The sequence below is a fragment of the Halomonas sediminis genome, from assembly GCF_044871105.1.
Taxonomy (GTDB): Bacteria; Pseudomonadota; Gammaproteobacteria; order Pseudomonadales; family Halomonadaceae; genus Vreelandella; species Vreelandella zhuhanensis.
Genome location: NZ_CP085246.1, coordinates 1,478,556 through 1,492,820, shown reverse-complemented (window position 1 = coordinate 1,492,820; position 14,265 = coordinate 1,478,556). Strand labels below are relative to the sequence as shown.

Annotated in this window: 12 protein-coding genes; 7 read left to right on the top strand and 5 right to left on the bottom strand. The window is 51.3% G+C overall.

The window, feature by feature from the left end; translation table 11 throughout:
* The first annotated feature begins 69 nt into the window (after positions 1-69).
* Positions 70-837 carry a VOC family protein gene (locus tag LG290_RS07135; RefSeq protein WP_160418974.1) on the top strand — a complete coding sequence of 256 codons (768 nt, stop codon included), beginning with the start codon at positions 70-72 and terminating at the stop codon, positions 835-837.
* A 57-nt stretch (positions 838-894) separates the two neighbouring features.
* Here the strand turns inward: LG290_RS07135 and LG290_RS07130 are convergent, their stop codons facing one another.
* Positions 895-1,563: a CoA transferase subunit B gene (locus LG290_RS07130; RefSeq protein WP_160418799.1), complete on the bottom strand. Its 669-nt coding sequence runs from the start codon at positions 1,561-1,563 to the stop codon at positions 895-897.
* Positions 1,564-1,622: 59 nt separating this feature from the next.
* On the bottom strand, positions 1,623-2,321 hold the full coding sequence (locus tag LG290_RS07125) for a CoA transferase subunit A (protein WP_160418798.1): 699 nt from the start codon (positions 2,319-2,321) through the stop codon (positions 1,623-1,625).
* 148 nt (positions 2,322-2,469) lie between these two features.
* On the opposite strand from LG290_RS07125, the gene LG290_RS07120 reads away from it, so the two are divergent.
* The 3 genes from LG290_RS07120 (at position 2,470) to LG290_RS07110 (ending at position 5,289) form a co-directional block, all read left to right on the top strand.
* Complete coding sequence (locus LG290_RS07120; RefSeq protein WP_160418797.1) at positions 2,470-3,369, top strand: LysR family transcriptional regulator; 900 nt, start codon at positions 2,470-2,472, stop codon at positions 3,367-3,369.
* Positions 3,370-3,490: 121 nt separating this feature from the next.
* Positions 3,491-4,372, top strand: coding sequence for a 1-acylglycerol-3-phosphate O-acyltransferase, YihG family (gene yihG / locus LG290_RS07115; RefSeq protein WP_499836813.1), 882 nt, complete (start codon positions 3,491-3,493; stop codon positions 4,370-4,372).
* Between the two features lie 131 nt (positions 4,373-4,503).
* Complete coding sequence (locus LG290_RS07110; RefSeq protein WP_499837056.1) at positions 4,504-5,289, top strand: LysM peptidoglycan-binding domain-containing protein; 786 nt, start codon at positions 4,504-4,506, stop codon at positions 5,287-5,289.
* Positions 5,290-5,346: 57 nt separating this feature from the next.
* Here the strand turns inward: LG290_RS07110 and gcvT are convergent, their stop codons facing one another.
* The gene (gene gcvT / locus LG290_RS07105) at positions 5,347-6,459 is read right to left on the bottom strand and encodes a glycine cleavage system aminomethyltransferase GcvT (protein ID WP_499836812.1); all 1,113 of its coding nucleotides are present in this window, start codon (positions 6,457-6,459) and stop codon (positions 5,347-5,349) included.
* Positions 6,460-6,583: 124 nt separating this feature from the next.
* Entirely contained in the window at positions 6,584-7,984 is a 1,401-nt protein-coding gene (locus LG290_RS07100; protein ID WP_499836811.1) for an alanine/glycine:cation symporter family protein, read from the bottom strand.
* A 466-nt stretch (positions 7,985-8,450) separates the two neighbouring features.
* Between LG290_RS07100 and gcvH the strand changes: the two genes are divergently transcribed.
* Entirely contained in the window at positions 8,451-8,843 is a 393-nt protein-coding gene (gene gcvH / locus LG290_RS07095; RefSeq protein ID WP_160418792.1) for a glycine cleavage system protein GcvH, read from the top strand.
* 81 nt (positions 8,844-8,924) lie between these two features.
* Positions 8,925-11,816, top strand: coding sequence for an aminomethyl-transferring glycine dehydrogenase (gene gcvP, locus LG290_RS07090; protein WP_499836810.1), 2,892 nt, complete (start codon positions 8,925-8,927; stop codon positions 11,814-11,816).
* A 44-nt stretch (positions 11,817-11,860) separates the two neighbouring features.
* Here the strand turns inward: gcvP and LG290_RS07085 are convergent, their stop codons facing one another.
* Positions 11,861-12,739 carry a LysR family transcriptional regulator gene (locus LG290_RS07085; RefSeq protein WP_499837055.1) on the bottom strand — a complete coding sequence of 293 codons (879 nt, stop codon included), beginning with the start codon at positions 12,737-12,739 and terminating at the stop codon, positions 11,861-11,863.
* A gap of 141 nt (positions 12,740-12,880) precedes the next feature.
* On the opposite strand from LG290_RS07085, the gene ppnN reads away from it, so the two are divergent.
* Positions 12,881-14,260: a nucleotide 5'-monophosphate nucleosidase PpnN gene (ppnN, locus tag LG290_RS07080; protein ID WP_499836809.1), complete on the top strand. Its 1,380-nt coding sequence runs from the start codon at positions 12,881-12,883 to the stop codon at positions 14,258-14,260.
* The last annotated feature ends 5 nt before the right edge of the window (positions 14,261-14,265 follow it).

Below are 14,265 nucleotides of genomic sequence, written 5' to 3'. Positions count from 1 at the left end.
TGACCTCGTCTTAATCGAGGCTTGTGACAAGCAGAGCACATGCGCGTGTCTGGAGATGAGGAAAACGCTATGCAGCGCGACGAGTTCGTCCAGCAACTTTGGCTGGATTATGTTCATGCCCACCCGGACATCAGCTCGCTGAGCTTATTTTCACTGCCGGTGCCCGCTGAATACTTCACCCTGCTCACCCTGAACCATGGTTTCTTTTCCAGCAGTGTCTTGCTCTCCAACCTGGCTCACCTGGGCTATCGGCCTGTCAACAAATATGCCATGGCTGACCGCGGCTTGTTAGTCCACCTGCTTTGTCCTCCGGATTCAGGAAGCTGGTTGGTGCTTGCCGAATTACAAACCGGCACTTTGTCCCGAGAACCCCGACGCCAACTGGAAGCCTTGATCAGCCAGGCCCACCCGGAAGATTGCAGGGGCCAGAATCTACTTTCTCGTGGACGCCCATGGCCAATGCCCAGCTGGGAAACTTATCAATTGCTTTATCAAGCTCACCCTCTGGCTGGCTGGCTGGCCATCATGGGGCCGCGCTTGCACCATGCAGGCTTTGATTGCAAGACGTGGGGGGCGACATTGACGGAGCTTGACCAGCAACTGGTACAAGTCGGACTGCGGGGTAATGCGGATCGGCATAACGGTATTTTTCCGATTTCACCGTTACTGAATTATCGTTTTTACCCCACCACAGCCCAACGTTTGCCTTTTTCCGACGGCGATGAGCACCGCGTATCGCTTGGGGGTTTGGTGTTAGCTGAAAAGCAGACAGAGAATGCCCACGGCCAGGTGGCAGAACTCCTGTTTCCGCATCACACCCGTTGTGAACTAGCCTAGCAACCGCCCCTTCGGGGCGGTTTTAAAAGCGTGTTTCCGGCGTTTTCAGGCACTTTTTCAGGCACTTTCCTCGAAGGTCATTTCCGGCACATGAGCAGGCACAATGAGCTTACCTGCGGTTTTTTCAACTATCTCCTCGACACTGACCCCGGGGGCGCGCTCTTTTAGAATAAAAGCGCCATCCTTGATTTCCAGATAAGCGAGATCCGTCAATACGCGATTGATACAACCGGCACCGGTCAATGGCAGGTTACAGCTTTCCAGCAATTTGGACTCACCGTGCTTGGACGCATGCGTCATGGTGCAGATAATGTTTTCCGCACCCGCCACAAGATCCATCGCGCCCCCCATGCCCTTGATGAGTTTGCCAGGCACCATCCAGGAGGCGATATTACCGTTCTGGTCGACTTCAAAGGCGCCTAAAACCGTCAAATCAACGTGGCCCCCTCGGATCATGGCAAACGATTCAGCCGACGAGAAAATCGCTGCCCCAGGACGTGCGGTAACCGTTTGCTTGCCGGCATTGATCATATCCGGGTCCAGCTCATCTTCCGTTGGAAAACGCCCCATGCCCAACAAGCCGTTTTCCGACTGCAACATGACATCAATGCCATCGGGAATATAATTAGCTACCAACGTGGGGATGCCTATGCCCAAGTTGACGTAAAACCCATCTTCCAGTTCACGTGCGACGCGCTGAGCCATTTGTTCACGTGTCAAAGCCATGATGATTACCTCTTGTTCTAACAGAAACTTGAAATGCCACTAGGCGTAAACAGAGCAGCTCAGCTGCGCACGGTGCGCTTCTCGATGCGCTTTTCAAATGACCCCTGGATAATCCGGTCAACATAGATACCCGGCGTATGGATCTGGCTGGGTTCCAGCTCGCCAGGCTCGACGATTTCCTCGACTTCGACAACGGTAATCCTGCCTGCTGTGGCGGCCATGGGATTGAAATTTTGTGCCGTGTGGCGATACACCACATTCCCGTAACGATCGGCTTTCCAGCCTTTGACGATGGCAAAATCACCCGTCATGGCTTCTTCGAGAATATGTGGGCGACCATTGAATTCACGGACTTCCTTGCCTTCCCCGATAGGCGTGCCGTAACCGGTAGCGGTATAAAAAGCGGGGATACCCGCGCCGCCAGCACGCATCTTTTCAGCCAGGGTGCCCTGAGGCGTCAGGACCACTTCGATTTCATCGTTGAGCATCTGCTGCTCGAACAAGGCGTTTTCGCCGACATAGGAGGCGAATATCTTGCGAATCTGACGATCCTCCAGCAGTAGGCCTAAACCAAAACCGTCGACCCCGCAATTGTTGGAAACCACCGTTAGATCCTTGACACGGCGACGCTTGATTTCGGCAATCAGATTTTCGGGAATACCGCACAGGCCGAAACCACCGGCAATGATCGTCATGCCGTCTTCAATGCCTTCCATTGCCTGTTCGTAGGAAAATACTCGCTTATCGAATCCGGCCATTGTTATGCCTCACGTTGTTTTCAGATGGAACAAGGAACCCTACTACTGTACTGCCAGTGTTGGGTCTGGCAATATATTTGTTAAGTTTGTTTTTCTTATCAATTTATTTATTTTTCAAATTTTTAATTTTCCGTCTTTCGGAGGCTCAGTGACCGTCAAACAGCTTCGTGCCTTTCTGGCTGTCGCCCAGACCTTGAGCTTCACTCAGGCCTGCGAACGCCTTCACCTCTCGCAGCCTGCTCTTAGCCTTACCATCAAAGGGCTCGAAGAAACATTGGGTGGCAAACTGCTTTTGCGCAGTACACGTAGTGTCCGCCTGACGCCTGAAGGAGAATCCCTGCTTCCCTTGGCCAAGCACTTGTTAGCACAATGGGATGATGCAGAAGACCTGCTGCGCCAGCGTTTCACACTTCAACTGGGCAGGTTAAGCGTAGCCGCCATGCCGGCTTTTGCGTGTAATCTATTGCCTAGCGCCCTGGTCGCTTTCCGCCAACGCTATCCCAAGATCAACATCACCGTGCATGATGTAATCAACGAGGAAGTCACCGAAATGGTGCGGTCACGCCAGGTTGAAATGGGAATCGCCTTCTCTCCCGAAGGGGCGGGAAGCCTATCGTTCACTCCCCTGTTCAAGGATCAGTTTGTTGCGGTGGTTCCTTTGGATTCCCCTTTGGCCAGCTATCCTGCCTTAGAGTGGTCAATGTTACTTGAAGAAGATTTCATTACCCTGCAGCGCCCTTCGATGCTGCGACGCCTACTGGAACAACAGCTGGAAAAACGTCAGATCAGCCTTCCCGTGGCATTTGAAAGTCATCAGCTTTCTACGGTGGGCCGAATGGTTGCGGAAGGATTGGGGGTGAGCGCTGTTCCGTCCATGTGCATTCGCCAAATGCATGATTTAGGGGCACGCTGCATACCGCTTACCGCACCGGGCATTGCCTGCATTGTCGGGATTCTGACGCACGATGAACTTTCCGTCGCCGCTCAAGCATTGAGGGAAGTATTACGCGAAACCGTCCAGGCCCCCACTCTGACCCTTTTGTCCTAATACCTCATTTCTTGTCATTACCTCTCAGTCACTGGGAAGCATAGGCAATATCCTTTAGCATTGCAGTCAGTTAGTGATGAGAGAAAACGCCTTGGTGACGATAAAAAGTAAGGGAACCGTCATGCCTATTCTCAAGGGGCTGGTCAGCATAGTATTGCTGACAATCAACACGCTATTCTGGGGCGTTCCTCTTATCGTGTTGACATTGTTGAAAGTGATCGCCCCAGGCCGTGCCATGAAACGTCGGCTCCTTGTGAATCTCGATCGCGTCGCACTTAACTGGATTGGGTTTAATCTTTGGTGGATGCGTCGCTGGCTCAAGCCCAGCCTGAAAGCCACGTTTCCCGATGATTTGAGCTCCCGGCAATGGTGGCTGGTATTATCCAACCATCGTAGCTGGATCGATATTTTCATGCTGCTGATGGTGCTTCATCGGCGTATCCCCATGCCGCGCTTTTTTATAAAGCGTCAGCTAATCTGGATTCCTGTGGTGGGATTGGCATTTTGGGCACTGGAGTTTCCTTTCATGCGGCGTTATAGCCGTGAACATCTGCAAAAAAATCCACACTTGGCAGATATTGACCGTGAAGCGACTCGCCGCATGTGCAACCGCGCTCAGGAGATGCCCATCGCGATTTTCAACTTCGTGGAGGGGACACGGTTCACTCCTGCCAAACGTGATGCTCAGCAGAGCCCTTATCGCCACCTGCTGCGCCCCAAGGCAGGCGGTGTGGCCCAAGTGCTTAATCTGCTTGGCGGCACCTTGGATGGCATATTGGATGTGACGATTAGCTACCGGAACCCCTCACCTAGTTTCTGGAAATTCTTATGTGGCCAAGAGGCTCCGATCACCCTTCATGCACGACGGCTTGAGGTGCCTTCGTGGATGAAAGAAACCGACTATCACCAGGAATCGCAGCATAAGGAACGCTTTCATTCATGGCTCAATGCACTCTGGCAAGAAAAAGATGCCATGCTGGATGGGCGGATCGGTCACGAATGAGCGCTCCTTTTATCGGTGTACTTATTGTTATCGCTCTACTTTCTGGCTGCGCAAGCACTTCTGAGACACCTCAACGAGCGGCGGTTTCAGCGTCCAATAAGCTTTCCGGCAATAACATTACCGGACATTGGATGGCGGTTCAGCGTGGCGATACGCTGGGCAATCTGGCTTCCCGCGGCAATGTGCCACTTGAACGCTTACAGCGTTTCAATCCGGGAGTCGATTCACACCGACTGGCTGTCGGGCAACGTTTGTTGATGCCTACGCAACAAGAACGCGCGCCCTCGGGCGGCCCTTATCGCTATCAAGTTCGCCCCGGCGATACCTATTCAGCGATTGCACGGCATTTCGCCACCACGCCAGCCCGCATTCAGCAAGCCAACTCAGGCATCTCACCGACACAGCTGCGTATCGGCCAGGTGATAAGCGTACCCTTGAGAGATACATCGACAGTTACCGCATCAGCTGCACGCACGCTTCCCAACAGGCGCACGACGACGAGCCAAGCCCCAGCAGCATCCACCGATCTGGACTTACCTGCCTCGGTACGGCAATGGTCTTGGCCATTAAACGACTATCGGATTGTTCGACGTTTCGGCCCCGACAACCGTGGCTCTCTGCAACCCATGTTGCTGGCCACCGAGGCAGGGGCCAAGGCGCTTGCGGTCGCACCCGGCGAAGTGCGCTTTGCCAGCACCATGCGCCAACTCGGACAGGTGGTGATTGTGCATCATGACAACAATTTGCAAAGCGTCTATGCGTTATGCGACAAGCTTTTAGTAAAGGAGAACACCCCGGTATCGCGTGGTGATCCACTGTGTGAAGTGGGACAGAGCGTGACGTCTCAGCGCTATGACCTCCTGTTTGATTTGCGCCAGGCGGGAAAGCCGATCGATCCACGCCGAGTGTTGAAATAATCACCCTGCTTTTCCCTGCCTGGCGCAATCGCTCAACAGGGGAAAGCTACAAATGCCTCAGCCTCGATAATATCCCGGTGCAACGAAGGGAGTTTTTGTCACTGTCATCGGTAACAGCTTGCCTCTGACGCTGGCAAAAACCTGGGTACTGGTTTCGGCTAATTCAACACTCACATACCCCATGGCAATCGGTTTACCTACTGTCGGTCCGAAACCACCGGAGGTGACCACGCCGACAGCCTGGCCATCTTGATCAAACAATTCCGCACCTTCGCGTACTGGCGCCCGGCCATCGGCAATCAAGCCGACACGCTTTCGAGTATGGTCCTTGGCATACAGCTGATGTAGCACTAGATCAGCCCCGGGAAATCCACCGGCACGCTCTCCACCATGACGACGCACCTTGCCAATCGCCCATATCAATCCAGCTTCAACGGGAGTGGTATTTGTGTCCATGTCATGCCCGTAAAGACATAATCCCGCCTCCAGGCGCAGCGAGTCTCTGGCTCCCAAGCCAATCGCCTCCACCTCAGGCTCATTCAACAACTTCTTGGCCAAGGCTTTGCAATCATCGGAGGCTACGGAAATTTCAAAGCCATCCTCTCCCGTGTAACCACTGCGGCTGATCCATACTTCGCTGCCATCAATCTCGAAACGGCCATGCTGCATGAAGATCAGTTCACAAGCGTCTGGACATAACCGCTGCATGACCTCGGAGGCTTGTGGGCCTTGTAACGCGAGCAGTCCCCGATCAAGCACTTCAATTTCATGGGTTTCGCCCAGGTTAGTGCGCAAATGAGCCACATCCTGATCTTTACAAGCGGCATTGACCACCAGATAAAAATGATCGCCAGCGTTGACGCTCATCAGATCGTCAAGTATCCCTCCTTCAGTACTGGTAAATAACCCATAACGCTGCGCGCCCACTTCAAGACCTACCAGGTCAGAAGGAATCAGCGTTTCCAGCGCTTGCGCTGCATTTTTGCCAGAGAACTTGATTTGTCCCATGTGCGACACATCGAACAGTCCGCAAGCCTGGCGTGTATGTTCGTGCTCCTTCTTCACTCCCATGGGGTATTGCACGGGCATTTCATAGCCTGCAAATGGCACCATCCGAGCTCCCAACGACTCATGTAGTGCATGCAGTGGGGTACGCTTGAGATTGTTCATATCTGCTTCCTACCTTGCCATTGGTATTTATTACATAGTGATATTGATACATAAAAAGAGAGAAGGCCCAACAAAGGCCTTCTCACTCTATACTACCGGGGCATCACGCATGCCACCATTGGGTTCATGCTTTATCGTGTTCCAACTCCTCGCCCGGCAGTACATCTTTTCCATCAAAGTAATCTTTGGTCAACTTGAACACCACCGGCGACAGCAGCGCCAGAGCAATCAGGTTGGGTATGGCCATCAGGGCATTGAACGTATCTGCCATCAGCCAGATAAAGCCCAACTGGGCGATTGCGCCAAGCGGGATCGCAAGCACGAACAGCACGCGATAGACCATGATGGAGCGTGTCCCAAACAGGAACTGGCAACATTTTTCACCGTAAAACGACCAACCCAAGATAGTGGTAAAGGCGAACACTGCCAGTGCTATCGAGACAATTTGATTACCAAAACCAGGCAGCGCTGCGTCGAAGGATAATGCCGTCAACGACGCCCCCGCTTCTCCTCCAATCCATACAGTGGAAGTGAGAATGACCAGGGCGGTGATGGTGCACACGACGATGGTATCGATAAACGTACCCAGCATCGCAATCAACCCTTGGCGTACCGGGTTTTTAGTTTGGGCCGCTGCGTGAGCAATCGGGGCGCTACCAAGCCCGGCTTCATTGGAGAATATCCCACGAGCCACACCAAAACGAATCGCCGCCATAACCGCAGCCCCTGCAAAGCCGCCTGCAGCAGCCATGGGATTGAAGGCATAGTAGAAAATCAAACCAAAGGCTTCGCCTATCTGGTCGGCATTAACTACCAGTACCGCCAACCCCGCCACAATATAGGCAATACCCATAATCGGAACCAATTTACCGGCTACTTTGGCAATGCGCTTGATTCCTCCCAGGATTACCGCCCCGGCGAGTACCATGATGGTGATGCCCGTCAGCCAATGGGGAATACCAAAAGTGGAGTCCAAGGCATCCGCCACCGAGTTGGACTGAACGGTATTACCAATACCAAAAGCGGCTACGGCGCCAAAGAAAGCAAATGCTCCCCCTAACCATAGCCATTTTTTGCCAAGGCCGTTCTTGATATAGAACATCGGGCCGCCAATATGGTAGCCGAGGCTATCAGTTTCCCGGTAACGCACTGCCAGTACAGCTTCGGCAAACTTGGTAGCCATACCCACCAGAGCCGTAATCCACATCCAGAACACGGCACCAGGGCCACCCAACGCGATGGCAGTCGCCACCCCGGCAATATTGCCGGTACCAATCGTTGCGGACAATGCCGTCATCAAGGCGTTGAATGGAGAAATTTCCCCCTCCGCCTCGGCCTTTTTGCCAGCTGCTGTCTTTGGCGTGCGGCCTTGCCACATAAGCTTGAAACCCATACCAAGCTTTCTGATGGGGATTAGTTTCAAACCCAATTGCAAGTAGAGACCAACGCCCAGCAGCAATATCAGCATCAACGGCCCCCATACCACACCATTGATTGCTTCAAAAAAGCTAATTAATGTATCCACCTGATTTCCCCTTGATATTGCCTTATTTGTATTGATTCAATAATCCCAGCTATGGCTGATGTCCAGCGATGCCAGCCCCATCGTGGCCTCGCAAAACACCCAGCACGATTGGCATGTTTTACACCATTTGGCTGGCATACTTCCATGTCTTGTTGGGCAAGTGCCATAATTTCATGGTCTAACTTGATATTTCATGGTTTTTTTCCGTTACGTAATGCATTCCACCTCATCTTACCGCGATGGAGCTGCCTAGAAACTTGTTTCCGATAGGAAACTCGTTACCATACGTCAATATCTCGCGAGGTTGTTGCTTGCTGCCCTTGTCGCAAGCAAAGCCGGTATGACGCTTCCCAACCGTTATTTCACTGGGAGAGAACCGTAGCCGAACCTGGACAAGGGGTCGCCAAACAGTGCTGTTAACGCTAGTATTCACCGCGTGAAAAATCATTTCATAAAGGAAATTAAAATGAGCAACGTTCCTGCCGAGTTACGGTATGCAAAAAGTCATGAATGGGTTCTCGACAATCAGGACGGCACCGTCACGGTCGGTATCACCGATCATGCTCAAGAGGCGTTGGGCGATGTGGTCTTTGTGGAACTACCTGACGTCGGCCGTGCGCTTGCCAGGGGCGATGAGTTTGGCGTGATTGAATCAGTCAAAGCTGCGTCCGACCTTTACTCCCCTGTTCAAGGGGAAGTCATCGAAGTCAATGAGATTTTGGAAGACTCCCCGGAAACGATCAACGAAGCACCGTACGAAGCTGGCTGGATCATGAAGGTACGTCTCGATGAAGCCTCCTCCATTGAGGGGTTGCTGGATGCACAAGCGTATCAGGCGACTATCAACGCTGAAGACTGATACGTAACCCGCTTTTCATTAATGAGCCTTCTTGTTTTCAACTCGATTGTGCTGTCGTGCCTACACGCCTGGAATTGTCTTATGTCTTTTGATCAACGCCGCTTGGCCGACCTGGCCGACCACGACGCCTTCCTCAAGCGCCATAACGGGCCTAACGCAGACGATACCGCTGCAATGCTCGACACATTAGGCATCAAGAGCATGGCCAGTCTGATAGAACAGACAATCCCGTCGGACATACGCCTGGGGCGTGAACTGCGACTGGATGACCCGCGTAGCGAAGCCGAAGCGCTCGACTATCTGGCACGCCTTGCCCGGCAAAATCGAGTTGTGAAAAATCACATAGGCCAAGGCTACTACGGCACCCATATGCCTGCCGTCATTCAACGCAATGTCTTGGAAAATCCCGGTTGGTATACAGCTTATACGCCCTACCAGCCGGAAATTTCTCAAGGGCGACTTGAAGGTCTGCTCAACTTCCAGCAAGTCATCATGGACTTGACTGGCATGGACCTGGCCAACGCATCGCTGCTGGATGAGGCCACGGCAGCAGCAGAAGCGATGGCGCTATGCAAGAGAGCCAACAAGAAAAGCCGTTCATCGACATTTTTCGTGGCAGAAAATGTTTTTCCCCAAACCCTGGATGTTGTCAAGACTCGCGCAGAGTTCTTTGGTTTCTCGATTATTGTCGGCCCGGCAGAAGCACTTGCCGATCATGACGTATTCGGCGCGCTACTCCAATACCCAGGCAATTCCGGGGAAATCGGCGACCTGGCGCCTTTACTGAAAAAGGCCACCGATAACCATATCATGACCTGCGTGGCCGCTGATCTTCTCAGTCTAGTGATATTGAAAGAGCCGGGTGCCTTGGGGGCGGATATCGTCGTGGGTAACTCGCAGCGTTTCGGCGTTCCCATGGGCTTTGGTGGCCCACATGCAGCTTTCTTTGCCACCTCCGACAAGCTCAAACGCTCAATCCCGGGTCGCATAATCGGCGTTTCCAAGGATAGTCGCGGAAAGACGGCACTGCGCATGGCAATGCAAACACGCGAACAACATATTCGGCGCGAAAAGGCTACTTCCAATATCTGCACCGCCCAAGCCCTTCTGGCTAATATTGCCGGGTTTTATGCCACCTACCATGGGGCTGAAGGGCTCAAGAAAATTGCTCATCGTACGCATCGTCTCACCACGATTCTGGCGGAAGGCCTCAAGCAAAGCGGTATTGTACTGGCTCATGACAGTTGGTTTGACACATTGCGTCTGACCAATGTGGATTCAGGCAAGATTCATGGACGCGCCATGACTCATGAGATCAACTTGCGTTACTTCAATAACGGCGACGTAGGTATCAGCCTGGATGAAACCACTACCGCACATGACGTTACCCAGCTGTTCGAGGTAGTACTCGGCGATGAACATACCCTGTCGGTCGCGGTACTTGACGATGCCATCATGGCTCATGGAACCAGCGGAATTCCCGAAAACAGCCGTCGTGAAAGTGATTTCCTGACTCATCCGACCTTCCAGCGCTACCATAGTGAAACGGAAATGCTGCGTTATTTGAAGCGCCTGGAAAACAAGGATCTGTCACTGGCGCATGCAATGATTCCGCTGGGCTCTTGCACGATGAAACTCAACGCTACCAGTGAGATGATTCCCATCTCGTGGCCGGCGTTTTCCCAGCTGCATCCTTTCGCTCCGCGTGATCAGGTGGTCGGCTATCAACAGATGATTGATGAGCTGGCAGCTTTCTTAACTGAAATTACTGGTTATGATCACATCTCCATGCAGCCCAATTCCGGTGCCCAAGGCGAGTACGCAGGCTTGGTGGCTATCCGTCGTTATCAGGCAGCTCAAGGAGAAGCACACCGCAATGTGTGTCTGATTCCCAGTTCAGCTCATGGTACCAACCCCGCCTCCGCTGCCATGGTGCGGATGGAAGTCGTCGTGGTTGAGTGCGATCAGGACGGTAATATCGACCTGAATGACTTGCGCAACAAGGCGGAAAAGCACAGCGACCATCTTTCCGCCATCATGCTGACTTACCCTTCCACTCATGGCGTGTTCGAAAGCAGCGTACGCGAAGCATGTAGTATCGTGCATGGACATGGAGGCCAAGTGTATATTGATGGTGCCAACATGAATGCTCAGGTCGGCTTGTCACGCCCTGGTGATTTTGGAGGCGATGTCTCACATCTCAACTTGCACAAGACGTTCTGTATTCCGCATGGCGGCGGCGGCCCCGGCATGGGCCCTATCGGTGTCAAGGCACACCTGGCTCCATTCGTATCCAACCATGTGGTGACCCCAATAGAAGGGGTTAATCCCGATAGCGGCGCTGTTTCAGCGGCTGCATTTGGTAGCGCCTCGATACTGCCTATCTCATGGGCTTATATCAAGATGATGGGCGCCCGGGGACTCAGAGAAGCGACTGAACTTGCCATCTTGAATGCCAATTATATCGCTAAGCGACTGGAAGAATATTACCCGGTGCTTTATAAAGGCGATAATGGCACAGTCGCACATGAATGCATTATTGACATTCGTCCACTTAAAGCCACGTCAGGTATCAGCGAAGAAGATATTGCCAAGCGCTTGATGGATTATGGTTTCCATGCTCCCACAATGTCCTTTCCTGTACCCGGCACTCTGATGATCGAGCCAACCGAGTCAGAGTCTCGCTATGAAATAGATCGTTTCTGCGATGCCATGATTGCAATTCGGAAGGAAATTGAGTCTGTTGAAAACGGTCAATGGCCCGTAGACAATAACCCTTTGGTCAATGCTCCTCATACTCAAGCTGATCTTGTCGAAGAGTGGAATCGCCCTTATTCAAGAGAGCTGGGAGCCTTCCCATCAGAAGCCGTAAAATTGGGAAAATACTGGCCTTCTGTTAACCGAGTAGATAATGTTTTCGGGGATAGACAGCTTATATGCTCATGCCCAAGCATTGAAGAGTATCGCAGCTAATTTTAACAAGACCCACTTATTTAAAATAAAGTAAGTGGGTCATTTTACTGCATCCTTTGCTCCCTAAATCCCTTCAATAGTTTTTCGTAGCGTTTAGGCAAGGTCGAATCACGACGCTGCAATACGTGCAATACTTCATTTATCGCTTTATCAAATGTGAGTTCCTTAACTTGCCTCTGCCACGGTGATGTTTCTAGAACCAACCGTGAAACCACGGTAAATCCCAGCCCTCGCGCCACTGCATCCAACACCATGCTTACCTCATTGGTAAACCCTTGATGCCTAAAATGTGTCATGGAGCGAAACTCACCCGGATAGTTTTCTTTGAAGAAATTACTGGCTTGATTAATGCCGTCATAGTAATTGATAAAACCAAGCCCCATGAGGTCACTCAACGTACTTCCTGTAAAATCAGCCGGGACCACTAGGCACAATGGTTCTTGATGCCATACGCTACATTTTAATTCAGGGTGCTTTACAGGCTCGGTGACAATCCCTATATCATAGCGTCCTTCCACTAGGTCGTTAACAATCTCATGGTTAAATGCAAAGCTATAATTAACTGTCAGATTTGGGTGCATTTGTTGCTGCCCTAGTATGTAAGGGTAAAACATAAGCCCAACACTACCTGGCGAGGCGATACGACATTCGCCGCTATCCAGGGAATCATCGTCCAGACCATGACGAAACTGTTCATGCTCTGCAAAAAGCTTGAGTGCATAATCGTAAGCTTTTCGACCGGGTTCTGTCAGGGTAAAACTTTTCCCTTGCCGCTCCAGCAGCACTTTCCCCAAGTAACTTTCCAATTTGCGGATATGCTGGCTCACGCCAGGTTGCGTCATGTCCAACCGACGAGCCGTGCGAGTGAAGCTTCCTGTTTCCACTAGCGTGATATAAGTACGAAAATACTGCGCATTGAACATAAGCTGTGCCAACTCATCTACACTTAAATTTGCCTTATCCAGCATTCTATCAGCTAGCTTCCAACATCACAGCGCTGCGCTGACTCATAGAGCGTGATAGCATGGCAGAAAGTCAAAATCTCACTATTTACGAGCATCCCAATGTTAAATTCTCAAGGTGTTGACACCATTTCCAGCATCATTTCCCCGGAAGGAAGCTTGGAAGTTCTTTCTCAGCATGAAGTAAACCGCTTGCATCGCACTTCCAAAAGTGGCTTACATGATCTATTGCGGCGCTGTTCGCTGGCGGTACTTAATTGTGGGAACCCAACCGATGACAGTCTGGCGATACTTGAAACTTACAAAGATTTTGATATTGAAGTATTGCAACAAGACCGAGGCATACGCTTAAAAATCACTAATGCACCTGCTGAAGCCTTTGTCGATGGGCGCATGATTCGCGGCATACGTGAACATTTATCTGCAGTCATTCGGGATATTGTTTATGTATATAACGAAATACAACATCATAAACGTTTCGACCTTTCGACCGCGGAAGGTACCACGAACGCCGTCTTTCATATTTTACGTAAAGCTGGAACCTTAAAACCAGGACGCGACCCAAGTCTAGTCGTTTGCTGGGGTGGCCATTCAATTTCCCGGGAAGAGTATGAGTACACCAAAGACGTAGGTTATCACTTAGGATTACGCGATCTAGATATTTGCACAGGCTGTGGACCCGGCGCCATGAAAGGACCCATGAAAGGGGCCAACATAGCGCATGCAAAACAAAGGCGCCGTGATGGTCGTTATCTGGGCGTCTCGGAGCCAGGTATCATCGCTGCTGAAGCCCCAAACCCGATTGTCAACGAACTTGTCGTAATGCCAGATATAGAAAAGAGACTTGAGGCATTTGTGCGTTTAGGGCATGGCATTATTGTCTTTCCGGGGGGCGTAGGGACCGCTGAAGAAATTCTTTATCTTTTAGGTATTCTGCTACATCCAGACAATCATGAGATGCAACTTCCTCTCATATTTACCGGCCCTAAAAACTCGGAGGAATATTTTGATAAAATCGATGAATTCCTCGTTTATACGTTAGGGGAAAAGGTAAGAAAACATTATACGATAATAATCGGCGATCCTACCCAAGTAGCCCGATTGATGCGCAAAGGAATCGATGGAGTAACAGATTTTCGACGAACTCACCAAGACGCTTTTTATTACAACTGGCGCTTGACGATAGCACGAGATTTTCAATCCCCTTTTGAACCCACACATATGGCGATGGAGACCTTAGCACTCCACCGAAACCAACCCACCCATGAACTAGCCGCCAATTTGAGGCGTGCTTTCTCAGGTATCGTAGCAGGCAATGTGAAAGAACAAGGGATCCGGGCTATTGATAAATATGGGCCGTTTAAATTAACAGCCGAACCAGAGCTGATGCAACGACTCGACCTTCTACTGAGCTCTTTTGTTATTCAAGGCAGAATGAAGTTAGCCGGCCAAGACTATGTGCCCTGCTATATACTGAATTAAAGCCT

What these genes read in the sequence shown, in the direction of transcription:
- LG290_RS07135 (WP_160418974.1), top strand. Translation starts at nt 70, where the DNA reads ATGCAGCGCGACGAGTTCGTCCAGCAACTTTGGCTGGATTATGTTCAT.
- LG290_RS07085 (WP_499837055.1), bottom strand. Translation starts at nt 12,739, where the DNA reads ATGTTCAATGCGCAGTATTTTCGTACTTATATCACGCTAGTGGAAACA.
- gcvT (WP_499836812.1), bottom strand. Translation starts at nt 6,459, where the DNA reads ATGAACAATCTCAAGCGTACCCCACTGCATGCACTACATGAGTCGTTG.
- gcvH (WP_160418792.1), top strand. Translation starts at nt 8,451, where the DNA reads ATGAGCAACGTTCCTGCCGAGTTACGGTATGCAAAAAGTCATGAATGG.
- yihG (WP_499836813.1), top strand. Translation starts at nt 3,491, where the DNA reads ATGCCTATTCTCAAGGGGCTGGTCAGCATAGTATTGCTGACAATCAAC.
- gcvP (WP_499836810.1), top strand. Translation starts at nt 8,925, where the DNA reads ATGTCTTTTGATCAACGCCGCTTGGCCGACCTGGCCGACCACGACGCC.
- LG290_RS07125 (WP_160418798.1), bottom strand. Translation starts at nt 2,321, where the DNA reads ATGGCCGGATTCGATAAGCGAGTATTTTCCTACGAACAGGCAATGGAA.
- LG290_RS07110 (WP_499837056.1), top strand. Translation starts at nt 4,504, where the DNA reads ATGGCGGTTCAGCGTGGCGATACGCTGGGCAATCTGGCTTCCCGCGGC.
- LG290_RS07130 (WP_160418799.1), bottom strand. Translation starts at nt 1,563, where the DNA reads ATGGCTTTGACACGTGAACAAATGGCTCAGCGCGTCGCACGTGAACTG.
- ppnN (WP_499836809.1), top strand. Translation starts at nt 12,881, where the DNA reads ATGTTAAATTCTCAAGGTGTTGACACCATTTCCAGCATCATTTCCCCG.